Here is a 24,497-nt window from a genome sequence, read left to right on the forward strand (position 1 = left end):
TCCCAAGCCGCAGGACCGTTTCTCACCGCGAAACCGGCAATTTCGGCGCCAATGTCGTGACATGACCCATCTTGCGGCCGGGGCGCCACTCGCTCTTGCCATAGAGGTGAACCAGCGTGTCGGGACGTTGCAGCCAGTCGCGGACGGCAAGGATATCGTCACCGACCAAATTCTGCATGACGCAGTCGGAGTGGCGCTCGCCATTGCCGAGCGGCAGGCCGGCGACAGCGCGGATATGTTGCTCGAACTGGCTGACGACGCAGGCGGCTTCCGTCCAATGACCGGAATTGTGGACGCGCGGCGCCATCTCGTTGGCGATCAGGCCGCCATCGGCAAGCACGAAGAATTCGATGCCGATCACGCCGACATAGTTCAACGCGGCGAGAATCTTTTCGGCCGATCGACGAGCGGCCTCCGCTGTCGTCGCCGAGATTGCGGCCGGAACGGTCGAGGTATGGAGGATGCCGTTGCGGTGGACATTCTCGGCGGGATCGAAGCAGACGACCGTCCCATCCGCGGCACGCGCGGCGATGATCGAGACCTCGCGCTCGAAGGCGACGAAGCTTTCGAGGATGAGCGGCACGGCCCCGAGCGCGGCATAGGCACCGTCAGGATTGTCGGCGGGCGAGCGGAAAACCTTCTGCCCCTTGCCGTCATAACCGAGGCGGCGGGTCTTCAGCACGCCCTGGCCGTCGAAATCTTTCAGCGCGGTTTCGAGATCTGCCTGGCTGTCGACCGCATGAAAGCGAGCGGTTGAGATGCCGCAGCCGTTGAGGAAGCGTTTTTCGACGAGCCGATCCTGGGCGGCCTCAAGCGCCTTGGCAGGCGGATAGACGGCGATGCTTGCCGAGAGCGCTTCGGCGGCTGCGACGGGCACGTTTTCGAATTCGTAGGTGACGACGTCGCAGGCGTCTGCCAGTTCGGCCAGTGCCGCCGGATCGTCATAGGCGGCAACGATCTGCCGGTTCGCCAGTTGGGCGGCGGGGCAGTCGAGCTGCGGCTCGAGGATGACAGTGCGGAAATTCAATCTGGCGGCGGCGATGGCCAGCATGCGGCCGAGCTGGCCGCCGCCGACTATGCCGATTGTTCCTATGGTCATTGGTTGTCCATTGGATATTCGGCGACGGCAGCACTCTGGCGCTCGCGCCATTCGTCGAGCCTGTCGGCAATCTCTTCGTCGGAAAGGGCCAGCACGGCGGCGGCGAGAAGAGCGGCGTTGACCGCACCCGCCTTGCCTATGGCGAGGGTCCCAACCGGAATGCCGGCCGGCATCTGCACGATGGAAAGAAGGCTGTCCTGGCCGGACATGGTCTTCGACTGGACCGGCACGCCGAAGACCGGCAACGGCGTCATCGATGCGGTCATGCCCGGCAGATGCGCCGCACCGCCAGCACCGGCGATGATGACCTTGAAGCCTTCCGCACGGGCGCCCTTGGCGAAATTCATCATGCGCTCGGGCGTACGATGCGCTGAGATGATGCGCGCATCATAAGCGATTTCCAGCGCTTCCAACGTGTCGGCCGCGTTCTTCATGGTCTCCCAATCGGATTGGCTGCCCATGATGATGGCGACGAGTGGTCTATCTGTCATCCTGCGGCGGTTCCTTTCAGGCAATGATGTCGGGAACGATCTGGTCTTCCAGCTTGGAGAGCTTGTCCTTGATGACGAGCTTTTTCTTCTTCATGCGCTGGATTCGCAGAGCGTCGCATCCGGTCTCGATCATGGCGTTGATCGCAGCGTCGAAATCCTCGTGCTCCTGGCGCAGACGCGCCACCATGAGCCTGATTTCCGCCTGTTCCTGATCGGCCATATGCATTCCCCGTTATCGTCCACGGACCTTGTCCGATCTGCCGATGATTTCCGCAAGCTCCTATCACCAAATACGGGTAACGGCTAGTTAGTCGTGATCATGAATTTGCCATCGCATCTTCATCTTTTGGCCTTCGACAAGCCTTCAAAAATATGTCACAGTCCGCCCGTTGACACCTTGATCCCCGACGACGATGGTCGGGGAGGGTAAGAGGAAGGAAGGGTCAAATGACAGTTGAAGCTCATCTTGAATCACTCCAGAAAAAGCATGTTGCTCTCGAGGAGGAGTTGCATGCACTCAGAACAGCTCCTTCTATCTCCGATACAGAAATTGCCGAATGCAAGCGCCGCAAGCTGCGCATCAAGGACGAGATTCAGCGTCTCAAGTCATCCGTCCATTAATCTTCCCAAGGGTCGCCGGGCGATCATCTTGCGCAAGAGGTAAATCCATCCATTCCGCCTAAAATTTGCAAGAACCGGTGATCACACCAGAATTGCGCCAGCCCGATGCTTGTGACGTCGCGGCTGGCGCGTTTGCGTCTGCTTGCGGCAAAAGGGCGTTTTTATGATGCGTCAGGGGTGTGATCGGAGGCGCGGTCAGGCCCAGAACTGATCCAGCCACAGATTGAGCTTGTCAAAGCCGCGGTTGTTGACCGCGTAGATGCGTTTCGTACCTTCCGAGGTCACGGAGACAAGATTGCTGTCGAGCAGTGCCTTCAGGTGCTGCGAGACAGCGGGCCGACTGATCGGCAGGCCCTCGGCAAGCTCGTTGACCGTGCGCGGCGCGCGCCGCAATTCCTCCAGCAGAAAGCGCCGGTTCGGGTCGGCAATCGCAGAGAAGGGGTCCGTGTTCGACATGGCAGAAACGCTACGTCAAACCGGCCGTTGCAGCAAGGAAATTGTGCATTGCAGCGTACTGCCGCCCTTACCAGCCGAGGCCCTCGCGTATGATCAGAAAGGCCGCGATCAGCGCCATCGCATACATGAAAGGATAAAAGATCTGCGGCTTCATGCGGCGCACGCACCAGGCCCCGGCAAGGGTGGCGAGCGGCGCGAAAGGCAAGAGCGTGGCGGAGGTCGCAAGGTTCTGCGTGTCGAGCTGGCCGAGGGCAAAGTAGGGAATGAGCTTGATGGCGTTGAGGATTGCGAAGAAGCGCACGCTGGTGCCGGTATATTCGCGCGGCTCCAGTTTGAGCGGCAGGGCATAGATCTGAAACGGCGCGCCGCCGGCATGGGCGACGAAGCTGCCATATCCGGAAAACGTTCCCCAGAGGGCGGCAGCGACCGGCCGCTGTCCGTGCGGGGGGATCGTCTTGCTGGCGCCGGGGCCGAAATTGTTCCAGAAATAGCGCAGGCAGAAGAGGATCGTCACCGCGCCGATGACGACGCGCAGGACATTGCCGGGAACAAGCGCCGAGGTCGCCCAGCCGAGGGCAATGCCGAGAATTGCGCCCGGCAGCATGATCTTCAGCGTCGCCCAATCGCCATGCCTGCGCCAGATGACAAGCGAGATCATGTCCATGAAGACCAGGATCGGCAGCAGGATTGCCGCCGCCTCGAGCGGCGAGACGACCAGGGCGAGAAAGGGCAGGCCGATCAGCGACAAAGCGTCGCCCATGCCGCCTTTTGCGAGACCAACAAGCAGAACCGCGGGCACGGCGGCGTAGTAGAATGACAAGTCCTGCGGCATGCTTTCGACGTCCTCCTCTTGCAAGCCTCCTCTAACGGAACTACTCACACAAAACGAGTGCGGATCCGTCTTTTCGAGAAGGGAATTCGCAGGAAACGGAAAGACCTCATGACCGAACCCGAAAACCGCTGCCGCCTGGTGCTCATCGTCCCTGATATTGCCGACGCCGATGAACAGGCAAGGATCGTCACCGATGCGCTGAAGGGCGGCGATGTCGCCTCCGTCATCGTGCCGCAATACGGGCTCGACGACGGCGCCTTCCAGAAACATGCCGAAAAGCTGGTGCCGGTGATTCAGGATGCGGGGGCCGCCGCGCTGATTGCAGGCGACAGCCGCGTGGCGGGACGGGCGAAGGCCGATGGCCTGCATATAACCAGCAACGCGCAGGCACTGTCGGAGGCGATCGACAAACACGCTCCGAAGCTGATCGTCGGCGGCGGCAATGCCAGCGACCGGCACAATGCGCTGGAGATCGGCGAAGTCAGGCCGGATTATATCTTCTTCGGCAAGCTTGATGGGGATATCAAGCCGGAGGCGCATCCCAAGAACCTCGCGCTCGGCGAATGGTGGGCCTCAATGATCGAAATCCCCTGCATCGTCATGGGCGGCACCGATCCCGTGTCGGCTCTTGCCGTTGCCGAGACCGGAGCAGAGTTCGTGGCGCTGCGGCTGGCGGTGTTCGGGGAGCCCGGCCGAGCGCCATCCATCGTTGCCGAGATCAATGCTCTGCTTGACGAAAAAGCGCCACGGTTTGAGGATTGAAATCCCGCTCATGCCGATCCTGCCCGCCCGCCCTTTGAAATATCTGCTTGCCAGCATAGTCGCCCTCACTGCGGGCGGGTCTGATATCGCCGTGGCGCAGGCACCGGACAGCGTCATCAGCCAGCCCGGCGCTGCGCCGGCGTCAAGCTTTCGTACCGACCGGCACACCAACGGGGATGTGAAGCCCTCGGACGGTGTCGGCGTTTTTGATCGCATGGGCGCGAAGCTGCCCGACCTCCCGCCCGAGAAAGATTACAAAGGTCCGATCGACGAGGCGTACGGCGCCTATCAGCGCGGCTATTATCTGGCGGCGATGGACAAGGCGCTGCCGCGCGCGCAGCTCGGCGATCCGGCGGCGCAGACGCTGATCGGCGAAATCCTCTCGCAAGGCCTCGGCGTCAAGAAGGACGTGAAAGGCGCTGCCTTCTGGTACGGCAAGGCGGCCGAAGGCGGCGATCCTGCGGCGATGTTCAAATATGCGCTCATGCTGATGGAAGGCCAAGGTGTGCCGCGCGACAAGGTCAAAGCCGACGACTATATGCGCAAGGCGGCCGAAGCCGGCAATCCTTCGGCCGAATTCAACTGGGCGCAGATTGTTGTCGCCGACAATCCCGGCGAAAAGGGGCTGAAGCTCGCGCTACCGTTTTACGAGAAATCGGCCGAGCAGGGCATTGCGGATTCGCAATATGCCGTGGCGCAGATCTATGCGACGCTGAAGGATCTGCCGGAGGAAAAGAAGCAGCTCGCCCGCGAGTGGATGGCGCGCGCCGCGCGCGCCGGCTTCGACACAGCCGAGCTCGATCTCGGCATCTGGCTCGTCAACGGCGTCGGTGGTCCCAGGGATTACGTCAAGGGTTTCGAATGGCTGAAACTTGCCGCCAATGGCGGCAATGTCGTTGCCCAGAACAAGCTTGCCCATCTCTACATCAACGCCATCGGCACGCCGCCGAATCCGATCGAGGCGGCGAAGTGGTATGTGCTGTCGCGCCGTGCCGGGCTTGCCGATCCGGCGCTGGAAGATTTTTATCTCGGGATCGAGGACGATCAACAGAAGGCGGCGATCGATGCCGCCAACAAATTCCGGCGGCGATAGCCGCCGCGTGTTTCATTCTCTAAAGCATGTCGTGATCCTTCAGATTCGCTTATCATGCTCTCGGTCTTTGGTTTTCCGCATGTCTTTATCGCAAACCGCTGCACAGTTTTGCGAGACATGCGCTAGAAAAGCGCGTCGGCGAAAAGATCCACGTCATTTTCGGTTTTGGCGGTCTCGGCGGGCGCTGTAATGTTTTCATTGCTTGCCGGGATGATGTCGCGATGAATGTTTCGCTCCTGGACCATCGTGTAGAGCTTGAAGATCTTGCGGTCGAGCGGTGCGATGGCCTCCGCGAGGTCAGAAATATCGGCGACATCGATGCCGGCGACGCCTTTGAGCACATCGGCGCAGCGGGCAAGGACATCGCCGAGTTCGTGCTGGAAGTCGAGCTTGCCGATCAGCAGGCCGATCTTGGCGGCAACCTCGCGGCCGTTTTCGGCGAGCACCTTCAGCTCGTTTTCCATGACATTGGCCGCGGAACGGATGTTGCCGACAGCCGAGGTCAGGCTCTCGTCCAGTCCGCCGGCCGCAGCGTCCGTGGCGGGAGCCGCGCGCCCGGCAGCGGCTTCGAGCGCCGGCAGGCCGTTGACGATGGCATCGGCGGATTCATCCAGCTTGCCGGCGAAGATGCGCAGCTCGGCGGTGACGACATTGATCGACTTGCCTTCCTCGCCAAGCCGGCTGCAGCGCAGATTGGTGTTCAGAGCCATGTAATGGATGTCGGTCCTGACAACGCGGATGTTGACGATGGCTTCGGAAAGCTTGGCGGCCGTGCCGATCGTCGAATGGCTTACCTGGTCAGCCTGCCGGCTTGCCGTGTCAACCTGTTTGACGATCTCGTGGGCGGCGGAAACGCTGGATTCCAGCGCGCGCATGAAATTGCCGCCGGCTTCGCCGCTTTCGGTGCCCATTTGATCGCGCAGTTTGAGGATTTCCCGCATGTCGTGGTCGAAACTCGCAATCGTCTTGACGACGTTTTCCGAATCCCGCTGGAAATTGATCCACATGTCGTTGATCTGCGCCGCGGTCAGATGGTGAACGACATTCTGAAGACGCTGGCGCGCACCGGCGTCGAGCCTGGCGCCATCTTCGCCCGCGAGGAAATCTTCAAGCATCGAAAAGGTTGCCTGTACATGTTCGATGCGCTGACGGGTGATGTCGCCGATCTGCAGGGCCGATAGAGTCGAGCTGACCTTGCTCTGGACGCCGCGTGCGATCGCGCCGACCTCGCGGGCGAGGACACCGAGGTTTTTGCGGTGTTCGGCGATCTTGGCGGCATCGTCGCGCAGGGCTCCGGCGACGGCCGGAACGGTATCGGCGTAACTCCTGGAAACGTTGGCTCCGAAGGAGGCGGCGAACTTGACCTCTTTCTCAAGGCTGTCGAGATGGGCGGCGAAACGATTGACCTCATCGGTGCCCGAATAGATTCGCTCCAGAATCTCCTGAGCAAAGCCGGCGAATTCGGCGAGGCCGGCGCCAGTGATCTTGACAGTCACGGCAAAGGTTCTGAGATAGCGCATCGTCTCCTGCATGTCGGCGACGTGTTTGCGCAGATCCCTGCCGGTGTGCGCCAGCGAGATGAGCGCCTGCTGGCGATTTTCTTCGGTGACCGGCAATGCAGTCAGGATTTCCACGGTGGCGCGGAGATCGGCGCCGGTATCGCTCGCCTCCTTGTCATCGAGTGCCTTGGCGACACTTTCGAGCGAGTTCAGCAGACGGTTGAGGACATCCATCACCGACAGCAGCACCGCCCCGCCCGCGAGAAATCGCTCCTCGACTTGGCTGCGGGCGGATTCCAGGATCTGACTGATCTCCCGCCCCGATGTGTAGGCTGCAGCGTTGGATGTTACCAGAGCGTGTGCCACATTTATTACCTTTTCTTAAAACGCAGGCCATTTGACTCTATTTCTACGGGCAGGATGGAAATGTCCGGTAAACGCCCCAGACTCGCCTGCGTTGTGATTAATGAAAGGTGTGAGACGGGGCGGCCGGTGCACCGCATGCCGAAAGAGATCATTTAAGGTTCTGTTTTTACTTAATTTATCTCTAAACATTGAGAGAGCGGTACAACTTATCCTGGATAAGAATTGGGAGTCGCGGACCGCGTTGTACGTCGGTTTTATACAACCCCTGTTTACGCTGCATTAACGCTGTCGTGAGAGTCCTCTTAGGGTCACAAGTATTTCTCGGGCCCAGGAGGCTGCATTGGATACTCAGAGCCAATATTGTGAATCTATAAATTTACCGGGTGTGCTAAGCATCCGCCATGTGGCCGAGCTACATTCGAAGCTTAGTGACGAGTTTAACAGTAAAGACGACATTGTCGTTAGCGTTATCGCTGATGCTGAAGCTGACCTCAGTTTCATACAGCTTATCGAGGCCGCACGTCGCCAAGCAAAGTCTGACGGAAAGACGTTCAGGCTTTTTTCTCCCGCCAGCGGCTCAGTGCTGAACGTACTTGAGCGTGCCGGTTTCATCGAATCCTTCGATCAAGAAGACTTAAAGTTCTGGTTGCATAAAGAGGTGACATTATGAGTGCCAACATTCTGACGGTAGACGATTCCGCCAGCATCCGTCTGACAACAAAGGTCACCCTGACCAATGCCGGTTACAGCGTCACCGAAGCGGTGAACGGGGCTGAAGGTCTTATGGCGGCCAAGGCCAGCAGCTTCGATCTGATCGTAACCGATCTCAACATGCCTGTTATGGACGGGCTGACGATGATCGAAGAACTGCGCAAGCTGCCGGCGCAGGCCGGTGTTCCGATTATCTTTCTAACGACGGAATCTGACGCCGATCTCAAGGCACGTGCCAAGGCCGCCGGCGCGACCGGCTGGCTGACCAAGCCGTTCGACCCGGAAAGTCTCGTGAAGATCGTGAAGAAGGTCCTCGGCAGATGAGTACGCTCGACCCCGTCGCCGTATTCCGCATGGAGGCTGCCGAATGCCTCGAAGCGATCGAGGCCGGTCTTCTCGACCTCACTCACCAACTCGACAATAAGGATCTCGTCGACGCGGTATTCCGCGGGCTTCACACGCTCAAGGGATCGGGCGCGATGTTCGGTTTCGAGGCGCTGGCGGCCTTCACCCACCATTGTGAAACCGCTTTCGACCGCGTCCGAAAAGGCGAGGTCGCGGCGACCAGCGAACTTGTCGCCGCCGTTCTCGCCGCCCAGGACCATATGCGTGCCCTCGTCGACCAGCCCGACGCCGATTACGGCGATACCGGGCATAAGCTTCTGGCACAACTGCAGTCCGCGGTCGGCGCCGAGGCTGCGGCGCCCGCCACAGCGACAGCCGCCGTCGCAGCGCCCGTGCAAGGAGCGTCGGCGAACAAGACGAAGAACAGCTGGCGCATCCGATTCAGCCTGCCGGCCAATGCGATGGCCAACGGCACCAATCCGCTCGGTCTGCTGGACGAACTGCGCGATCTCGGCGAATGTACCGTACGCGCCGACACTTCGGCCATTCCGCCTCTCGACGAGCTCACTTCGACGGAACTCTACATTTCCTGGGATGTGACGCTGATGAGCGAACAGGACCGTTCGGCGATCGACGATGTCTTCATCTTCGTGCTCGACGACATGGAACTCAGCGTCGAGGAGATCGGCAGTGCAGCAGCGGCAACGGCCGCTCCGGCTGTAGCAAGGCCGGCGCCTGCCGCTGCCGCCTCAGTATCGCCACCACCTGTCCCGGCGGCTGGTGTGCCGGAATTCCGTCCCGTCGAAGCGGTTCCCGTCAGGCGTGAGGGGCCCGCTGCCGTCAGCCAGGCGAAGGCTGCCGAGAACGTGCGCGTCCCGGCAGAGCGCTTGGACGAACTGATGGACCGTGTCGGTGAGCTCGTGATCGCGCAATCGCGCCTCAGCCAGCTCGCCAGCGCCAGCACCGATATCGCATTGCGCTCCGTCTCGGAAGAAATCGAACGTCTGTCCGGCGAATTGCGCGACACGATGATGGTGCTGCGCATGGTGCCCGTTGCGACCCTCTTCTCCCGCTTCCGCCGCCTTGTGCACGATCTTGCCCGCGAGACCGGCAAGGTGATCGAGCTGGTGATCGAGGGCGAGAGCACCGAGGTCGACAAAACGGTGATCGAGCGGCTGGCCGATCCGCTGGTGCACCTGGTGCGCAACTCGATCGATCACGGCCTCGAAGTACCCGCCGACCGCCTTGCGGCCGGCAAGGCCAAGGCCGGCACGATCACGCTTTCGGCCCGTCAGGCCGGTGGCGAGGTGATCATCTCGATCAAGGACGACGGCCGCGGAATCAACCGTGAACGGGTCCGCGCCAAGGCGGAATCCTCCGGCCTCATCCATCCGGGCCAACCGCTTTCGGACCCCGAGCTCTTGCAACTGATCTTTGCTCCCGGCTTTTCGACGGCCACCGCGATCACCAATCTGTCCGGCCGCGGCGTCGGCATGGACGTGGTCAAGAAGACGGTTGAAGAGCTTCGCGGCGCAATCGATATCGTCAGTGTGCCCGGACAGGGTTCGGAAGTGTCGCTGCGCATTCCGCTGACGCTTGCCATTATCGACGGCCTGCTGGTGCGTGTCGGCTCGGGCCGTTACGTCATCCCGCTTTCGGCCGTCGAGGAATGCCTCGAACTGTCGCTCGAGGAGGATCTGCGCTCGCGCGGCCGTAGCTTCATCTCGTTGCGCGACAGCCTGGTGCCGTTCCTACGCCTACGCGATCTTTTCCGCACCGGCACGAAACCCGATGTGCACCAGAAAGTCGTGGTCATCTCGACCGGAACCGAGCGCGTCGGCCTCGTCGTCGACCAGATCATCGGCGACCACCAGACGGTCATCAAGTCGATGTCGAAACTGCACAATGACGTGGCGACCTTTTCGGGCGCCACCATTCTCGGCGACGGCAGCGTCGCACTCATTCTCGACGTCGGGCACCTGGTTGCCGCGGGTCAGCAACAGGAGGCGCAATTGCGGGTAGCAGGATGAGTGCAACAGCAGCAGCCGAACGTTTCGACAATCATTGGAGCTATGCCGAGGAAGTCGAGGTCCTGACATTCGATCTCAACGGCGAGACCTTCGCGCTGGAAGCGGTCATCGTCCAGGAAATCCTGGACCTGCTTCCGGAGACCGCGGTGCCGGGCAGTCAGCCCTTCGTCGCCAGCGTCATCAACTTCCGCGGCAAGGTCATACCGCTCGCCGACCTGCGTCTCGCCTTCGGGATGGAGGCGGAGGAGGCAACGATCGATAGCCGTTTCATCGTCATCGAGATCGATCTCCAGGGCGAGCCGACGCTCGTCGGCCTCAGAACCGATAAAGTGAACGAGGTGACGACGCTCGCAAAAAACGCGAGCGAGGCGCCGCCGAGCGTCGGGATGCGCTGGCGCGCCGACTACATCAACTGCCTGGTGAAGAGGGGCGGAGAGTTCATCATTCTCCCGAATCTGCAGGCGATTTTTTCATCCAGGCATGATGCGGCGGGAGCCGGCAATTGACGCAGATGGATTCAACTTGGGGTTAAACCGATGCGACTGACAATCAAGACGAAGCTGGTGACCGCGTTCACCTTCATCATCCTCATGCTCTTGGGCACCGCCGCTTACGGTATCTTCAGCCTCGGGTCGCTGAATGATACGATTGGCAATCTCCTCGCCGGCCCGGCAGCCCGCCTCGATCTTGCGCAGCAGATCAACATCGCGCAGCTCGAAGCGATCCGCCAGCAGAAGAACCTGCTTAATGCCCGTGGCGCCGATGAAGCGGCCGCGGCGATCGACAAGGGCAATCAGGCCCGCAAGGACTTCAGTGATGCCTTCAATCAAGCGTTGGCGCTTGCCACGGAGGAAGGCAAGGCGCGTTGGGCTCGTATTGCCGAGTTTTCGAAGTCCTTCAACGCAGCTGACGACCAGATCCGTGACTACGTGAAGACCGGCAACGTGGAAGGTGCAAACACCGTCTCGATCACGACCGCGCGCGCTGCCGCCAACGGGATCGACTCGACGCTCGCCGAAATTCTGGCGCTTGAGAAGCAGCGCATGAAGGCCGCCGACGCTGGTGCCGACGCGCAGTATGAGACGACACGCACGACGATGGTCGCCGTCGCTGCCGTGGCACTACTGATTGCCGCGATAACCGCCTTCTGGATCGCCAGCACGATCAGCAAGGGCCTCAGCCGCGCCAACACCGTGGTTCGCGAAGTGTCTGAAGGCGACCTGACGAAAATGGCCGATATTACGAGCCATGACGAAATCGGCGAGCTTCTGGGTAATGTCAACGTCATGATCGAACGCCTGCGGGGCGTCGTCGCCGACGCGATCTCGGCCGCCGAGAACGTCTCGTCCGGCAGCCAGCAGCTTTCGGCAAGTTCCGAACAGGTGTCGCAGGGCGCGAGCGAACAGGCGGCTTCTGCCGAAGAGGCGTCCGCCTCAATGGAAGAGATGGCCGCCAATATCAAGCAGAACGCCGACAATGCCGCCCAGACGGAGAAGATCGCCCGTCAATCCGCCAAGGATGCGGAAGCCAGCGGCGAAGCGGTAACCCGTGCTGTCGACGCCATGCGCACGATTGCCGAGAAGATCGGCATCGTGCAGGAAATCGCCCGTCAGACCGATCTCCTGGCCCTCAATGCCGCCGTCGAAGCGGCACGCGCCGGCGAACACGGCAAGGGTTTTGCGGTCGTGGCCTCGGAAGTGCGCAAACTTGCCGAGCGTAGCCAGTCGGCAGCAGCCGAAATCAGCTCGATGTCGAGCGATACCGTCAAGGCCGCCGCCGATGCCGGTGAGATGCTCGGCCGCCTGGTGCCCGACATCCGCAAGACGGCGGAACTCGTTTCCGAGATCAGCGCCGCCTGCCGCGAGCAGGATATCGGCGCCTCTCAGATCAATGAGGCGATCCAGCAGCTCGACAAGGTGACGCAGCAGAATGCCGGCGCCTCGGAGCAGATGTCGGCAACGTCCGAGGAACTCGCCGCTCAGGCGGAAGAATTGCAGACGTCGATCGCCTTCTTCAAGGTCGATACGACGGGCAGCACGCGGCCCGGCGCCCAGAAGATGCCGTCGAAAGGCCCAACCAAGGTGGCCAAGGCCCCGGCCCGCAAGTCTGCACAGCAGGCCCAAAGCCAGGGCCGCGGTCAGACGGTTTCGGCTCAGCAGCAGCGTCTCAAAGGCTTTGCTCTCGATATGTCGATGGGCGGTCCGGACGCCAGTGACGATGATTTTCGGGAAAGCGCGTAGGCGTTCCTGGGGACGCGCATAGCGTTCCCGGCGAGGCACCTGAGCGCCTTCGCCCTCATCGGATATCTCGGGCCACTCCCGTGGCCCGAGGTGGAAATATCCCCAACGCGTGTAGGCGTTGGCGCTGCGACCGATCGATGTCCGGCTGCCGGGAAGTGAATGCAGTCGCTTTCCCTCTTTCAGACACATCACTCTGAAGTTCGGCGTTCCCAGACCGGAACGTCTCTCTATCCAATCGTTTTGGCGCATAAAACGGGGTATCACATGCGTTTCACTATCAAACTGAAATTGGGTCTCGCTTTCGGGATCATGACGCTGCTGCTGATCGGCATTGCAGTTTATGGAAGCTTTAGCCTCGGCACATTGAACGAGGCGAGCGGCAACATGATCGACGGCCCGATGCGCCGGCTGGAACTGGCGCTGAACGCCAACATCGCCGAAGTCAACGCCATTCGGGCTCAGAAGAACGCGCTGCTTTCCACCGATCCGGACACGGCCGCCGGCTTCTACAAAGAGGCCGACCAGAACCTGCAGGCCATGTTCGACGCTGTCGACGCCGGCTTGGCCATCGCCTCTCCGGAAGGCAAGCCGCATTGGGAGAAGCTGCGGAGCGTTGGCGGGAAATTCCGCGAGAAGTCCGCCGAGCTGCAGCAACTCGATGCCAGGGGTGATAAGGCATCCGCGCTCGCGCTTTCACTTGGCGATCTCCGGGCGATGACCGGGGACATGGGCGATGCGATTGCCGCCCTCACGGAGATCCAGCGCAAAGGCATGCAAGCGACCGATCAGTCGAACAGCGATCTTTACAATTCGACCAAGCTCATCCTCACCACAGCATCCGGAATCGCCGTGCTTATGGCCCTCGGCGCCGCATTGTGGATCACGCTCGGCATCAACAATGGTCTGAGGAAGATCACGAGCGTCGCAAACGCCGTGGCAATCGGCGATCTCAATCAGAAAGTCGACGTCAGGACCAATGACGAGATCAAGGACCTCATCGATACGGTCAACACCATGACCGCCAATCTGCGATCGACCGCCGCCCTTGCCGACCAGATCGCCATGGGCGATCTGACCACCGATGCCAAGCCTCTCTCGGACAAGGACGCGCTCGGGATTGCGATGCAGAGCATGATCGCCAATCTGAGGACCACGGCGGGGATTGCCAACCAGATCGCCAATGGCGATCTCACTGTGTCTCCGAAGCCGCTCTCCGACAAGGATGCACTGGGCCTTGCGCTGGAGCAGATGGTTGAGCGGTTGCGCGGCGTGGTCGCAGACGCGATTTCGGCCGCCGAAAATGTTTCGGCCGGCAGCCAGGAGCTTTCGGCAAGTTCCGAACAGGTGTCGCAAGGCGCCACCGAGCAGGCCGCGTCGGCCGAAGAGGCGTCGGCCTCGATGGAAGAGATGGCCTCGAACATCAAGCAGAATGCCGACAATGCCGCGCAGACGGAAAAGATCGCCCGGCAGTCTGCAAAGGATGCGGAAGCCAGCGGCGAGGCGGTGACGCGCGCCGTCGACGCCATGCGCACGATCGCCCAGAAGATCGGCATCGTGCAGGAAATCGCCCGTCAGACCGATCTGCTTGCCCTTAATGCGGCGGTGGAAGCAGCACGCGCCGGCGAACACGGCAAGGGTTTTGCGGTGGTGGCCTCGGAGGTGCGCAAGCTTGCCGAACGCAGCCAGTCGGCCGCCGCCGAAATCAGCGCCATGTCGAGCGATACCGTGACAGCCGCTCAGGAGGCCGGCGAAATGCTGGGCCGCCTGGTGCCCGACATCCGCAAGACGGCGGAACTCGTTTCCGAGATCAGTGCTGCCTGCCGTGAACAGGATATCGGTGCGGCCCAGATCAACGAGGCGATCCAGCAGCTCGACAAGGTCACGCAGCAGAACGCCGGCGCCTCCGAACAGATGTCTGCAACTTCAGAGGAGCTCGCCGCGCAGGCGGAAGAACTGCAGACGTCGATCGCCTTCTTCAAGGTCGATACGGCAGGCAACCGCCAGTCCCGCACGCCGGCCGTCAAGATGACGGTTCGGGGTGCAGCTCCCACCGCAGCGCGCAAGCCTGCGGCCAAGAAACCGGCTGCCGGCAGCGTGGCCGCCCAACAGGCTCGTGCGAAGGGGTTTGCTCTCGACATGTCGATGGGCGGACCAGATATTGCGGACGAAGAATTCCGCGAGAGCGCGTAGTGCTCTTCGGACACAGGACTGGGGCCGCGGCGACAGCGGCCCCAGCATCGAACCGGTGCATGGACGCACTTGGTCATGCCGGCTCTGCCGGCAACGCATGAAGCGTTTTCACGACGGCACTATGTGCGATTTCGCGGAATACCCGCTGCGGTACTAACGAGGGCTTGAAATGCGCTTCACAATCAAACTCAAACTAAGCTTGGTATTCGGTTTCATCGTTCTACTCACGTGCGGCATGGCGGGTCTTGCGATCTATACTCTTTCGGCGTTGAACAGTGAGATATCGATCATGGTCGCCGGTCCGGTCGCCAACCTGCGCGATTCGGGCGATCTTTCCGATGCCGTCATGCGCTCTATCCGCGCCGAAAAGGACGCGATCATCAATACGGATCCGGTCAAGATTACAGGCTATGTCGAGGAAATTGCGCAACAGCACGAAGTCATCAAGACACTGCAGGGCCGTCTTGCCGCCTCGAACGATGCGGAGATCAAGAAGGAGATGGCCAAGTTCGGTGATCTCTATAGTAAATGGACCACGTTGCAGGATCGCATCGCCGGTCTCGCCACCGAGAATACGACGGAATCAAATGCTCAAGCCGGCGTCATCTCAATGGGCGAAGGGCAGCAGGCGACGGCCCAGCTGCTCGGTATTCTCACCAAGCTGAACGACACCGTGACAGCCAATCTCGCGGAAACGGATGCGGCCACCAACGAGCAGTATGCCCAATCCCGTAATCTGCTTGTCATGATGACGGTGGGTTTGATCTTTGTCTCGTCGGCGGCCGCGATCTGGATCCTGCTTAACATCTCCCGCGGCCTCAAGCGCGCCGTCAACCTCGCCGACGCGGTCAGCATCGGGGATCTCGAGCAGAAGATAGAGCATAAGAGCAATGACGAAATCCGCGATCTCGTCGATTCGATGAGCAGGATGACGGCAAATCTGCGCAACACCGCGACGATCGCCAACCAGATTTCGAACGGCGACCTCATGGTATCCCCGAAGCCCCTTTCAGAGAAGGATACGCTCGGCATTGCGCTCGAACAGATGGTCGAGCGGCTGCGCGGCGTCGTCGCCGACGCGATCTCGGCAGCCGAGAACGTCTCGTCCGGCAGCCAGCAGCTTTCGGCAAGTTCCGAACAGGTGTCGCAGGGCGCGAGCGAACAGGCGGCTTCGGCCGAAGAGGCGTCGGCCTCGATGGAGGAGATGGCCGCCAATATCAAGCAGAACGCCGACAATGCCGCCCAAACGGAGAAGATCGCGCGGCAGTCGGCCAAGGACGCGGAAGCGAGCGGTGATGCGGTGACGCGTGCCGTGCAGGCGATGCGGACTATTGCCGAGAAGATCAGCATCGTTCAGGAAATCGCTCGTCAGACGGATCTTCTCGCTCTCAATGCCGCTGTGGAGGCGGCGCGTGCCGGCGAACACGGCAAGGGCTTTGCAGTGGTCGCGTCGGAAGTGCGCAAGCTTGCCGAACGCAGCCAGTCGGCCGCGGCCGAAATCAGCGCCATGTCGGGCGATACGGTCAAGGCCGCCCAAGAAGCCGGCGACATGCTCGGCCGCCTGGTGCCCGACATCCGCAAGACGGCGGAACTCGTTGCCGAAATCAGCGCGGCCTGCCGCGAGCAGGATGTCGGTGCGGCCCAGATCAACGAGGCGATCCAACAGCTCGACAAGGTGACTCAGCAGAATGCCGGCGCCTCCGAACAGATGTCGGCGACCTCGGAAGAACTTGCCTCCCAGGCGGAAGAACTGCAGACCTCGATTGCCTTCTTCAGGGTCGATACGGCAGGCAACCGCCTGTCACGCGCGCCGGCCGTCAAGATGACGGCCCGCAGCCCGGCTCCCAGCACCGCCCGCAAGCCAGCGATCAAGAAACCGGCGGCCGGCAGTGTCGCCGGCCAGCAGGCGCGGGTGAAAGGTTTCGCACTCGATCTCTCCATGGGCGGTCCCGATGATGGCGACGCCGAATTCAAGGAAAGTGCATGATCATGGCAACGACATCTCTGGAAGCGCAATTCGTGACCTTTAGCCTCGGTGAGGAAATTTTTGCCGTGCCGGTCGAGGTCGTGCGGGAAATCCTCGACTATGCGGAAGCGTTCAAGATTCCGAATGGTCCCGACTATCTGCTCGGCCTGCGCGACGTGCGTGGGCAGGGCGTGCCGACCATCGATCTTCGATTGAAGCTCGGCATGACGAAGACGGTGCCGACGCCACATACGCGGGTGCTCGTGCTCGACGTGCCGATGGAAATTCGGCTGCTAACGCTCGGCCTCGTCGCCGACCGCGTCTTCGAAGTTACACCGTTCCGGCGTGACCAGATCGAGGCGGCGCCTGACATCGGTGTGCGCTGGCGCTCGGACTATATCGCCGGCGTCGTTCGCCGTGAAAAAGGCTTTGTCGTCATCATCGATCTCGCACGTCTCTTGTCGCGCGAGGATGCTTCTGCACTGCAATCGGCGGCATGATCGCGCGTCAACCCGGAGTAATGCGTTCCATGAGTATGGCAGCAGCGGTGGAAACCCAATTGCCGGGGGACCGGATCAGCAAGCGGAATTTCGAAAAGCTTGCCCGGTTCATCTACGACTATAGCGGCATCAAGATGCCGCCGACCAAGCTGACGATGCTCGAAGGGCGGCTGAGACGCCGCCTTCGTGCGACCAATCATTCGACCTTCGACGATTATTGCGACTTCCTGTTCAATCATGATGGGCTTGCCCAGGAAACCGTCTACCTGATCGACGTGGTGACGACCAACAAGACCGACTTCTTCCGGGAAGCCAAGCATTTCGATTACCTGCAGACCGTGGCGCTGCCGGCGATCGCCAATAGCGGCGTGCGCACCATTCGTACCTGGAGCTCGGCCTGTTCGACGGGGGCCGAACCCTATACGATGGCGATGGTGCTGGCTGAATTCGCGGAAGGCCGCAATGACGTTTCCTATAGCGTGCTTGCCACCGATCTTTCCACCGACGTGCTGCAGACGGCGCGCCGGGGCATCTATCCGGAAGACCTGATCGCACCCGTGCCGCGCGACCTGCAGCGCAAATATGTGCTGGTCGCCAAGCAGCCGGGCCGCAAGGAGGTGCGCATAAGCCCTAAACTGCGCAGCAGGGTGGGGTTTGCACGGATGAACCTGATGGACGACAAATATCCGGTCGGCGACTTGATGAACATCATCTTCTGCCGCAACGTGCTGATCTACTTCGACAAGCAGACGCAGGCGGGCGTGCTCAACCGCCTCTGCAATTGCCTGGCGAAGGGCGGCTACATGTTCATCGGCCACTCCGAGTCGATCACCGGTTTCGACCTGCCGCTGAAACAGGTTTCGAACACGGTGTTTCAGCATATCTAGAGGCGGTTATGCGCAAGAAAATCCGCGTTCTCATTATCGACGATTCCGCCAGCGTCCGACAGACGCTGGCCCATGTGCTTGAGCAGGATCCCGACATCGAGATCATGGCGGTGGCGTCCGATCCCTTCGTGGCGGCGCGCAGGCTGCTGGACGAGATCCCCGATGTCATCACGCTCGACGTGGAGATGCCGCGCATGGACGGCATCACCTTTCTGCGCAAGCTGATGGCACAGCGGCCGATCCCGGTCGTGATGTGCTCATCGCTGACGGAGGCGGGTTCGGAAACGTTGATTCAGGCTTTGGAGGCGGGCGCCGTCGACGTCATCCTGAAATCGAAGATCGGCGCCGCCGACAGCCTTGCCGATGACGCCATGCGGATTCGCGAAGTTGTCAAGAGCGCTTCGCAGGCGCGGCTTTCGACCGTGCGCCGCGCCGCGGGAACCATTCGTTCCGCTTCCGCCGAGGGGCCGGCCAAGAAGCTGACGGCGGATGCCATGCTGCCGCCGCCGACGGGGCGGGCGATGGCGAAGACGACGGAGATGGTTGTCTGCGTGGGTGCCTCCACCGGCGGCACCGAGGCGCTGCGCGAATTCCTGGAGGAACTGCCGGCCAATGCGCCCGGCATGGTGATCGTCCAGCATATGCCGGAGAAATTCACTGCCGCCTTCGCCAAACGTCTGAACGGGCTCTGCGAGGTCGAGGTCAAGGAGGCCGCCGACGGCGATCCGGTGCTGCGCGGCCATGTGCTGATCGCGCCTGGTGACAGGCACATGCTGCTCGAACGCCAGGGTGCGCGCTATCATGTCAGTGTGAAGAGCGGGCCGTTGGTTTCCCGCCACCGGCCTTCCGTCGACGTGCTCTTCCGTTCGGCGGCGCGCTCGGCCGGCTCGAACGCCATGGGGATCATTATGACGGGCATGGGCGACGACGGTGCGCGCGGCATGTTGGAGATGCATGAAGCCGGCGCCTACACGGTGGCGCAGGACGAGGCGAGCTCCGTTGTCTTCGGCATGCCGAAGGAGGCGATTGCCAAAGGCGGGGTCGACCGCATTCTGCCGCTCGATCAGATCGCCCGCGAAGTCCTGATAACGCAGCAGAAGTTCTAAGGCCGGTTCCGGGTTCCGATGGAAAATAAGGCGGCGCTTTTCAGGCCTGCGGGCAGCCATGTGTGCCTCCCCTTGAAATTTCCGCGATTTTGTGGTCTTGAGGCCGCCAATCTTTGCAGCGCTGCCTGTCATGCATGTTCAGGGACATTTCCCGCCCCTGGCAGCGCGCGTCCCGTATCAGTCCCAAGGAAATGCGCCGATGGCCCGTTCAGCTCTTCTCAATGTCATGGTTCAGGCTGCCCTCAAGGCAGGAAAATCGCTGGGGCGTGATTTCGGCGAAGTGCAGAACCTGCAGGTTTCGGTGAAGGGACCGGGCGATTTCGTTTCCGCTGCCGACCGCAAGGCCGAAAAGATCGTCAGGGAAGAGCTGCTAAAGGCGCGGCCGACCTATGGCTTTCTCGGCGAGGAAACCGAAGAGATCAAGGGCACCGACGGAGCACATCGCTGGATCGTCGATCCGCTCGACGGCACGACGAACTTCCTCCACGGCATCCCGGCCTTCGCCGTCTCGATCGCACTCGAACGCAACGGCGAGATCGTGGCCGCCGTCGTCTTCAATCCTGCGACCGACGAGCTCTATACCGCCGAGCGCGGCGGCGGCGCCTTCCTCAACGACCGGCGCCTGCGCGTCGCTGCGCGCCGCGTGCTGTCGGATTGCGTCATCGGCTGCGGTGTGCCCGCGCTCGGCAAGCGCAATCACGGCAAGTTCCTGGTCGAACTGCGCCACGTGATGGGCGAAGTGGCCGGCATCCGCCGCCTGGGCGCGCCGACCCTCGATCTCGCCCATGTCGCCGCCGGACGTTTCGACGGCTTCTGGGAGGCGGAGCTTGCACCCTGGGACATGGCGGCCGGTATCCTGCTCATCCGTGAAGCCGGCGGCTTCGCCACCGATTGGGATGGCGGAGCGGCCATTCTGGAGGGCGGTGCGATCGTCGCCGGCAACGAACACATCCATAAGGCGTTGATCGAGGTCATCAAGCGGCCGATTCCCGCCAAGTGAGCGCATGAAAAACCGGCTGTTGTAAAGTCACGGTTTTCGCCCCGGCATACTTCAATTCGGCACAATGTTGCTCTAGTCTCCGCCAGCAATGAGTTCGGAGGCTGCTGAACCTATGGAAAATGTGAATGTGGCGGAGATCGGCTCCACCGAAAAGACGGCCGGCGGTTATACCTACAGGCTCTCGAGCCCCATGCCCTTCCTCTGGACGATGCTGCTTTTTCTCGTCATTGTCGGGTTCATTGCCGCGATCCTCTTTCGGCAGACGCAGACCGCCTTCATGCACAATCCGGGCCTCAACGGCCTGATCCTCGGCGTTCTCGCAGTCGGAATCGTCCTTGTTTTCAATCACGTGCTGGCGCTTCGCCCCGAAGTGCGCTGGTTCAATTCCTTCCGCGCTGCCGGCAGCGCGGATAAGGTCAACCGTAACCCACGGCTGCTTGCGCCGATGCGGGCGCTGATCGGCAGCCGCAAGGCGTCGGTGGCGCTGTCGACGACCGCGCTGCGTTCGATTCTCGATTCGATCGCCACCCGCCTCGACGAATCGCGTGACGTTTCGCGCTACCTGATCGGCCTCCTGGTCTTCCTCGGCCTGCTCGGCACGTTCTGGGGTCTCATTGGCACGATCGGCTCGATCAGCACCGTTATCCAGTCACTCGATGCCGGTTCGAACGGCACGGCGGACGTGCTCTCTGCACTGAAGGAGGGGCTGTCGACGCCGCTTTCGGGCATGGGGCAGGCCTTCTCGTCGTCGCTGCTCGGCCTTTCCGGTTCGCTCATTCTCGGCTTCCTCGACCTACAGGCCGGTCGCGCGCAGAATCGCTTCTACACGGAACTGGAAAACTGGCTCTCTTCGGTCACCGATGTCGGCTCCGATCTTGCGCCGGCGCTCGATGCCGTTGCCGGGTCTTCCTCGGACGACATGCGCGCACTCTCCGAGTATCTGCGCAAGGTCTCCGAAGAAGGCGGTGTCGGAAACCAGCGCTCTGTCGCCGCCATGGCAAGCCTTGCCGAAGGCATTCAGGGTCTGGTCAAGAATATGCGCAACGAGCAGCAGATGCTGCGTGACTGGATCGAGGCGCAGCAGGACGAGGCGAAAGCCATGCGCCGCACGCTCGATCGGCTGGCCGAGCGCATCGGCCTGCAGGAGCGGGGCGGCGAGCGGGCCGAGCGCCTGCGCGAGCGCACGAGCCATGCAGAAAAGAGCGAGGGCAAATAAGCCATGGCACTTGCCCGCAACCGCCGCCGCGAACGCACGGTGGATTACTGGCCGGGCTTCGTCGATGCGTTGTCGACGCTGCTCATTTCGATCATGTTCCTGCTGACGGTCTTCGTCGTCGGGCAGTTCATCCTCAGCCGCGAAATCACCGGGCGCGACGAGGTGCTCAATCGTCTCAATAGCCAGATCAACGAGCTGACGCAGCTTCTGGCGCTCGAAAAGGGCAGCAATCAGGATCTCCAGGATTCAGTCGCCAACCTACAAGCCTCGCTCGCGACTGCCGAAAGCGACCGGTCGCGGCTTCAGGCGTTGCTGAACGCCGGCTCGGGCGGCCAGGATGCGGCTCAGAAGCGGATCGGCGCAATGACGCAGGAGCTCGACGAGCAGAAGCAGGTGAGCGAACGGGCGCTGAGCCAGGTCGAACTCTTGAATCAGCAGATTGCCGCACTTCGCAGCCAAATCGCCGCGGTCGAAGCGGCACTGCAGGCATCCGAGGAGAAGGACCGGGTCTCGCAGACCAAGATCGCCGATCTCGGCAGTCGCCTCAACGTGGCGCTGGCGGCGCGCGTGCAGGAACTGAACCGTTACCGTTCCGACTTCTTCGGCCGGTTGCGCGAAATCCTATCGGATCGCGAGAATATCCGCATCGTCGGCGACCGGTTCGTCTTCCAGTCGGAAGTGCTGTTTCCCTCGGGCGGCGCGGATCTCAATCCGGACGGGCAGACGGAAATGGCGAAGCTCGCCGCCGCTCTCCTTGATCTCGCCAAGGAAATTCCCCCGGAGATCAACTGGGTGCTGCGTGTCGACGGCCATACCGATAATGTGCCGCTTGCCGGGACCGGCCGCTATCGCGACAACTGGGAACTCTCCTCAGAGCGCGCCATTTCGGTCGTCAAGTTCCTGATTGGCCAGGGCGTCCCTGCCGACCGACTCGTCGCCGCCGGCTTCGGTGAGTTCCAACCGATCGCGCCGGGCGATACGCCGGATGCGCGCGCCACCAACCGCCGCATCGAGCTGAAGCTGACCGAGAAATGATCAGCTTCATGTTGTCCGCCGCGCTTCGGCGAGCCGGTCGGCAAGAAAGGCGCGGACCGAGGGGCTGTCGCTGAGGCCGAGCGCCGTCATGTAGGCGTCGGCCGCGGCAGCATCGTTGCCGGCTCGCGCCAGAAGAAAAGCACGTACAGCCCAGTAGGGCTGATAGGCTGCAATCGCGCGGGGATCAACCTTGTCGAGCAGGGTCAGGCCCTCGGCGGGGCTTAAAGCCCGGCCAATCACCGCCGCTTGGGCGACGCGCGCGCCGAGCGTCGGCTTCATCGTCAGCAACGCGGCATAGAGCGTCGTCAGTGCCTGCCAGTCGGTCGTCCCCGAGAGGCGGCGCGCCGTATGTACCGATTGAATCGCCGCCTGACACTGATAGGGGCCGAAACGGTTGAGGCCCCCTGCGTTGCGCAGCAGCGCGTCCGCCTCCGCGATCATGGTGGCGTCCCAGCTGGCCGGGTCCTGCTCGTCCAGCGGCACATAGCGACCGGCGCGGTCACGACGGGCGCTGCGGCGGGCTTCGCAGTAAAGCATCAGCGAGACGAGGCCGATCGCTTCCGGCTCATCCGGCAGCACCGTCAGAAGCGCCCGGCCGAGCCAGATCGCTTCGCCGGCAAGCGAATGGTGCGCTTCCTCGCCATCGAGACCGTCCCATCCGAGGCCGTAGGCGGCGTAGATCGCCGAAAGCACGGCGGCAAGCCGACCAGGCAGCGCGGGCCGAGGCGGTATGGTGAAGGGAATGCCGGCCTCGCGGATCTTCACCTTGGCCCGCACCAGCCGCTGGCTCATAGCTTCCGGTGACACGACGAAGGCCCGCGCGATGGTCCTCGCTTCGATGCCGAGAACCGTCTGCAGCATCAGCGCCGTATGCACCGAGCTGTCGATGGCAGGATGGGCGCAGGCGAAGAGCAGCTTCAGCCGTTCATCGGGAAAGACGGAATTGCCGGCTTCGTTCATCCGTTCTTCGGCTTCCTCCAGGGCGACCGATATCGTCGTTTGTGCGTTGGCCTCGACGGCGCGGTGGCGGGCCGCCTGCATCAGGTTGCGGCGGGCGGCCACCAGCAGCCAGGCTTCCGGATTGGCAGGAACGCCGCGCTCCGGCCAGACCCGCAGGGCTGACGCCAGTGCTTCCGACAATGAGTCCTCTGCCGCCGGCACGTCGCGCGAACGGGCGGCAAGAAAGGCGATCAGCTTGCCATAGGACTGTCGCGCCACCTGCTCGGCGGCGCGTCCTGCATCGGGTGACATCCTTCCTCACATCTGCAGGCGAGGGCGCACTTCGACGGAACCCTTGTCGGAAATCGGAATGCGCGTCGCCCATTCGAGCGCGGCGTCCAAATCGGGAACCTCGATCAGATAGAAGCCGCCCAGTTGTTCCTTGCCTTCCGGATAGGGACCGTCCTGGACATCGTGATCCTCGCCTTTGCGGCGTATGACCGTCCCGGTCTCGGGCGCTGTCAGCCCGGCGCCGCCGGTCATGATCCCCGCCTGGACAAGCGCCTGCGTGTAGGCGACCCAGCCATCGCGATAGGCTGGATCGCTACGGCGGGCGAAATCCTCCGGCGCTTCGCGAATGATGAGGGCATATTGCATGGAAAACTCCTGATCTCGTTGTTGGCTTTGATCCAGGCCGCCGACGAAAGCCGGTCTAGCCTGGTGGAGCGGCTCAGCCGTTCCAAGACAATGAGGCGCGATCGCCGGTCGTTTCGACATGGCTCTGAAGAAATATTTGAAAAACAGCGCCGGAAATCACCAGCAGGCGCGCCGGTCTCAAAGACACCCGCGCCGCTCGAGGGCGCAAAAAAAGCAGGGCGGCATCGATGCCGCCCGGCCATGCCGCTCAGGCTTCGGCCTTCGTCTGGTCGACGATCTCGGCGCCGGAGGTATTCTTCTTGATGGATTCGATGGCGTTCAGGGCGGACGCTTTCGCCTTGTAGCCCTCGGAACTGAACATTGTTTCCCCGTTCGATGCCTTGAAGCGGAAACGGAATTCGCCTGATTTATCCTTGTAGACTTCGAATTTGTACATGGATGTCTCCCGAAACGCTG

At 61.8% G+C, this 24,497-nt stretch carries 25 protein-coding genes; 16 read left to right on the forward strand and 9 right to left on the reverse strand.

The features are described 5' to 3' along the window. Positions 1-22: 22 nt before the first annotated feature. The 3 genes from HJC04_RS13415 to HJC04_RS13425 are packed head-to-tail and all read right to left on the reverse strand — an operon-like array spanning position 23 to position 1,810. Positions 23-1,099 carry a 5-(carboxyamino)imidazole ribonucleotide synthase gene (locus HJC04_RS13415; RefSeq protein ID WP_210629884.1) on the reverse strand — a complete coding sequence of 359 codons (1,077 nt, stop codon included), beginning with the start codon at positions 1,097-1,099 and terminating at the stop codon, positions 23-25. After that, entirely contained in the window at positions 1,096-1,590 is a 495-nt protein-coding gene (purE, locus tag HJC04_RS13420) for a 5-(carboxyamino)imidazole ribonucleotide mutase (protein WP_210629885.1), read from the reverse strand. Before purE ends, HJC04_RS13415 begins: the two co-directional genes overlap by 4 nt. Positions 1,591-1,606: 16 nt before the next feature. After that, complete coding sequence (locus HJC04_RS13425; protein WP_010028538.1) at positions 1,607-1,810, reverse strand: YdcH family protein; 204 nt, start codon at positions 1,808-1,810, stop codon at positions 1,607-1,609. A gap of 227 nt (positions 1,811-2,037) precedes the next feature. On the opposite strand from HJC04_RS13425, the gene HJC04_RS13430 reads away from it, so the two are divergent. Beyond that, positions 2,038-2,211 carry a YdcH family protein gene (locus tag HJC04_RS13430; RefSeq protein ID WP_008533139.1) on the forward strand — a complete coding sequence of 58 codons (174 nt, stop codon included), beginning with the start codon at positions 2,038-2,040 and terminating at the stop codon, positions 2,209-2,211. A gap of 195 nt (positions 2,212-2,406) precedes the next feature. Here the strand turns inward: HJC04_RS13430 and HJC04_RS13435 are convergent, their stop codons facing one another. Together HJC04_RS13435 and HJC04_RS13440 are read right to left on the reverse strand one after the other, a co-directional pair. After that, complete coding sequence (locus HJC04_RS13435) at positions 2,407-2,667, reverse strand: helix-turn-helix transcriptional regulator (protein WP_003552646.1); 261 nt, start codon at positions 2,665-2,667, stop codon at positions 2,407-2,409. A gap of 67 nt (positions 2,668-2,734) precedes the next feature. Further along, on the reverse strand, positions 2,735-3,499 hold the full coding sequence (locus HJC04_RS13440; protein ID WP_210629886.1) for a sulfite exporter TauE/SafE family protein: 765 nt from the start codon (positions 3,497-3,499) through the stop codon (positions 2,735-2,737). Positions 3,500-3,607: 108 nt separating this feature from the next. Here HJC04_RS13440 and HJC04_RS13445 point away from each other — a divergent pair, with 108 nt between their 5' ends. Both HJC04_RS13445 and HJC04_RS13450 read left to right on the forward strand, forming a co-directional pair. Then, positions 3,608-4,261 carry a thiamine phosphate synthase gene (locus tag HJC04_RS13445; RefSeq protein ID WP_210629887.1) on the forward strand — a complete coding sequence of 218 codons (654 nt, stop codon included), beginning with the start codon at positions 3,608-3,610 and terminating at the stop codon, positions 4,259-4,261. A 10-nt stretch (positions 4,262-4,271) separates the two neighbouring features. After that, positions 4,272-5,354 carry a tetratricopeptide repeat protein gene (locus HJC04_RS13450; RefSeq protein ID WP_210629888.1) on the forward strand — a complete coding sequence of 361 codons (1,083 nt, stop codon included), beginning with the start codon at positions 4,272-4,274 and terminating at the stop codon, positions 5,352-5,354. A gap of 122 nt (positions 5,355-5,476) precedes the next feature. On the opposite strand, the gene HJC04_RS13455 is transcribed toward HJC04_RS13450, so the two are convergent. Continuing rightward, positions 5,477-7,219 carry a chemotaxis protein gene (locus tag HJC04_RS13455; RefSeq protein ID WP_221146435.1) on the reverse strand — a complete coding sequence of 581 codons (1,743 nt, stop codon included), beginning with the start codon at positions 7,217-7,219 and terminating at the stop codon, positions 5,477-5,479. Positions 7,220-7,559: 340 nt separating this feature from the next. Between HJC04_RS13455 and HJC04_RS13460 the strand changes: the two genes are divergently transcribed. The 13 genes from HJC04_RS13460 to HJC04_RS13520 all read left to right on the forward strand — a co-directional run bounded on the left by HJC04_RS13460 (position 7,560) and on the right by HJC04_RS13520 (position 22,445). After that, positions 7,560-7,889, forward strand: a complete 330-nt coding sequence (locus tag HJC04_RS13460) for an STAS domain-containing protein (RefSeq protein ID WP_210629890.1) — start codon at positions 7,560-7,562, stop codon at positions 7,887-7,889. Continuing rightward, complete coding sequence (locus HJC04_RS13465) at positions 7,886-8,254, forward strand: response regulator (RefSeq protein WP_210629891.1); 369 nt, start codon at positions 7,886-7,888, stop codon at positions 8,252-8,254. The genes HJC04_RS13460 and HJC04_RS13465 overlap by 4 nt, the downstream gene beginning before the upstream one ends. Then, entirely contained in the window at positions 8,251-10,305 is a 2,055-nt protein-coding gene (locus HJC04_RS13470) for a chemotaxis protein CheA (protein ID WP_221146436.1), read from the forward strand. Before HJC04_RS13465 ends, HJC04_RS13470 begins: the two co-directional genes overlap by 4 nt. Further along, positions 10,302-10,811 (forward strand): chemotaxis protein CheW, encoded by a 510-nt coding sequence (locus HJC04_RS13475; protein WP_210629893.1) that lies wholly within the window; start codon positions 10,302-10,304, stop codon positions 10,809-10,811. Before HJC04_RS13470 ends, HJC04_RS13475 begins: the two co-directional genes overlap by 4 nt. Positions 10,812-10,841: 30 nt before the next feature. Beyond that, positions 10,842-12,545 carry a methyl-accepting chemotaxis protein gene (locus tag HJC04_RS13480; RefSeq protein ID WP_221146437.1) on the forward strand — a complete coding sequence of 568 codons (1,704 nt, stop codon included), beginning with the start codon at positions 10,842-10,844 and terminating at the stop codon, positions 12,543-12,545. 264 nt (positions 12,546-12,809) lie between these two features. Beyond that, the gene (locus HJC04_RS13485) at positions 12,810-14,735 is read left to right on the forward strand and encodes a methyl-accepting chemotaxis protein (RefSeq protein ID WP_221146438.1); all 1,926 of its coding nucleotides are present in this window, start codon (positions 12,810-12,812) and stop codon (positions 14,733-14,735) included. 169 nt (positions 14,736-14,904) lie between these two features. Further along, positions 14,905-16,722 carry a methyl-accepting chemotaxis protein gene (locus tag HJC04_RS13490; RefSeq protein WP_221146439.1) on the forward strand — a complete coding sequence of 606 codons (1,818 nt, stop codon included), beginning with the start codon at positions 14,905-14,907 and terminating at the stop codon, positions 16,720-16,722. Next, positions 16,719-17,201 carry a chemotaxis protein CheW gene (locus HJC04_RS13495; protein ID WP_221146440.1) on the forward strand — a complete coding sequence of 161 codons (483 nt, stop codon included), beginning with the start codon at positions 16,719-16,721 and terminating at the stop codon, positions 17,199-17,201. The genes HJC04_RS13490 and HJC04_RS13495 overlap by 4 nt, the downstream gene beginning before the upstream one ends. 29 nt (positions 17,202-17,230) lie before the next feature. Next, entirely contained in the window at positions 17,231-18,088 is an 858-nt protein-coding gene (locus tag HJC04_RS13500; protein WP_221146441.1) for a protein-glutamate O-methyltransferase CheR, read from the forward strand. 8 nt (positions 18,089-18,096) lie between these two features. After that, on the forward strand, positions 18,097-19,194 hold the full coding sequence (locus tag HJC04_RS13505; RefSeq protein ID WP_210629899.1) for a chemotaxis response regulator protein-glutamate methylesterase: 1,098 nt from the start codon (positions 18,097-18,099) through the stop codon (positions 19,192-19,194). A 199-nt stretch (positions 19,195-19,393) separates the two neighbouring features. Continuing rightward, positions 19,394-20,194 (forward strand): inositol monophosphatase family protein, encoded by an 801-nt coding sequence (locus HJC04_RS13510; protein WP_210629900.1) that lies wholly within the window; start codon positions 19,394-19,396, stop codon positions 20,192-20,194. A 112-nt stretch (positions 20,195-20,306) separates the two neighbouring features. Beyond that, positions 20,307-21,410 (forward strand): MotA/TolQ/ExbB proton channel family protein, encoded by a 1,104-nt coding sequence (locus HJC04_RS13515; RefSeq protein WP_221146442.1) that lies wholly within the window; start codon positions 20,307-20,309, stop codon positions 21,408-21,410. Between the two features lie 3 nt (positions 21,411-21,413). Then, a complete protein-coding gene (locus HJC04_RS13520; RefSeq protein ID WP_210629902.1) occupies positions 21,414-22,445 on the forward strand; it encodes a peptidoglycan -binding protein in 1,032 nt (343 codons plus the stop codon). A 6-nt stretch (positions 22,446-22,451) separates the two neighbouring features. Here HJC04_RS13520 and HJC04_RS13525 read toward each other — a convergent pair whose 3' ends face one another. The 3 genes from HJC04_RS13525 to HJC04_RS13535 form a co-directional block, all read right to left on the reverse strand. Beyond that, entirely contained in the window at positions 22,452-23,696 is a 1,245-nt protein-coding gene (locus HJC04_RS13525; protein ID WP_221146443.1) for an RNA polymerase sigma factor, read from the reverse strand. A gap of 6 nt (positions 23,697-23,702) precedes the next feature. Further along, positions 23,703-24,041, reverse strand: coding sequence for a YciI family protein (locus HJC04_RS13530; protein WP_221122993.1), 339 nt, complete (start codon positions 24,039-24,041; stop codon positions 23,703-23,705). Between the two features lie 247 nt (positions 24,042-24,288). Further along, positions 24,289-24,477, reverse strand: a complete 189-nt coding sequence (locus HJC04_RS13535) for a YegP family protein (RefSeq protein WP_064694384.1) — start codon at positions 24,475-24,477, stop codon at positions 24,289-24,291. Between the last annotated feature and the right edge of the window lie 20 nt (positions 24,478-24,497).

It is taken from the genome of Rhizobium sp. NLR8a, assembly GCF_019685235.1.
GTDB lineage: Bacteria > Pseudomonadota > Alphaproteobacteria > Rhizobiales > Rhizobiaceae > Rhizobium.

Coding starts and splice junctions, on each gene's coding strand:
- HJC04_RS13515 (WP_221146442.1), top strand. CDS start 20,307: ATGGAAAATGTGAATGTGGCGGAGATCGGCTCCACCGAAAAGACGGCC.
- HJC04_RS13530 (WP_221122993.1), bottom strand. CDS start 24,041: ATGCAATATGCCCTCATCATTCGCGAAGCGCCGGAGGATTTCGCCCGC.
- HJC04_RS13510 (WP_210629900.1), top strand. CDS start 19,394: ATGGCCCGTTCAGCTCTTCTCAATGTCATGGTTCAGGCTGCCCTCAAG.
- HJC04_RS13465 (WP_210629891.1), top strand. CDS start 7,886: ATGAGTGCCAACATTCTGACGGTAGACGATTCCGCCAGCATCCGTCTG.
- HJC04_RS13525 (WP_221146443.1), bottom strand. CDS start 23,696: ATGTCACCCGATGCAGGACGCGCCGCCGAGCAGGTGGCGCGACAGTCC.
- HJC04_RS13505 (WP_210629899.1), top strand. CDS start 18,097: ATGCGCAAGAAAATCCGCGTTCTCATTATCGACGATTCCGCCAGCGTC.
- HJC04_RS13425 (WP_010028538.1), bottom strand. CDS start 1,810: ATGGCCGATCAGGAACAGGCGGAAATCAGGCTCATGGTGGCGCGTCTG.
- HJC04_RS13430 (WP_008533139.1), top strand. CDS start 2,038: ATGACAGTTGAAGCTCATCTTGAATCACTCCAGAAAAAGCATGTTGCT.
- HJC04_RS13415 (WP_210629884.1), bottom strand. CDS start 1,099: ATGACCATAGGAACAATCGGCATAGTCGGCGGCGGCCAGCTCGGCCGC.
- HJC04_RS13480 (WP_221146437.1), top strand. CDS start 10,842: ATGCGACTGACAATCAAGACGAAGCTGGTGACCGCGTTCACCTTCATC.
- HJC04_RS13490 (WP_221146439.1), top strand. CDS start 14,905: ATGCGCTTCACAATCAAACTCAAACTAAGCTTGGTATTCGGTTTCATC.
- HJC04_RS13435 (WP_003552646.1), bottom strand. CDS start 2,667: ATGTCGAACACGGACCCCTTCTCTGCGATTGCCGACCCGAACCGGCGC.
- purE (WP_210629885.1), bottom strand. CDS start 1,590: ATGACAGATAGACCACTCGTCGCCATCATCATGGGCAGCCAATCCGAT.
- HJC04_RS13470 (WP_221146436.1), top strand. CDS start 8,251: ATGAGTACGCTCGACCCCGTCGCCGTATTCCGCATGGAGGCTGCCGAA.
- HJC04_RS13450 (WP_210629888.1), top strand. CDS start 4,272: ATGCCGATCCTGCCCGCCCGCCCTTTGAAATATCTGCTTGCCAGCATA.
- HJC04_RS13535 (WP_064694384.1), bottom strand. CDS start 24,477: ATGTACAAATTCGAAGTCTACAAGGATAAATCAGGCGAATTCCGTTTC.
- HJC04_RS13500 (WP_221146441.1), top strand. CDS start 17,231: ATGAGTATGGCAGCAGCGGTGGAAACCCAATTGCCGGGGGACCGGATC.
- HJC04_RS13475 (WP_210629893.1), top strand. CDS start 10,302: ATGAGTGCAACAGCAGCAGCCGAACGTTTCGACAATCATTGGAGCTAT.
- HJC04_RS13495 (WP_221146440.1), top strand. CDS start 16,719: ATGATCATGGCAACGACATCTCTGGAAGCGCAATTCGTGACCTTTAGC.
- HJC04_RS13445 (WP_210629887.1), top strand. CDS start 3,608: ATGACCGAACCCGAAAACCGCTGCCGCCTGGTGCTCATCGTCCCTGAT.
- HJC04_RS13520 (WP_210629902.1), top strand. CDS start 21,414: ATGGCACTTGCCCGCAACCGCCGCCGCGAACGCACGGTGGATTACTGG.
- HJC04_RS13440 (WP_210629886.1), bottom strand. CDS start 3,499: ATGCCGCAGGACTTGTCATTCTACTACGCCGCCGTGCCCGCGGTTCTG.
- HJC04_RS13485 (WP_221146438.1), top strand. CDS start 12,810: ATGCGTTTCACTATCAAACTGAAATTGGGTCTCGCTTTCGGGATCATG.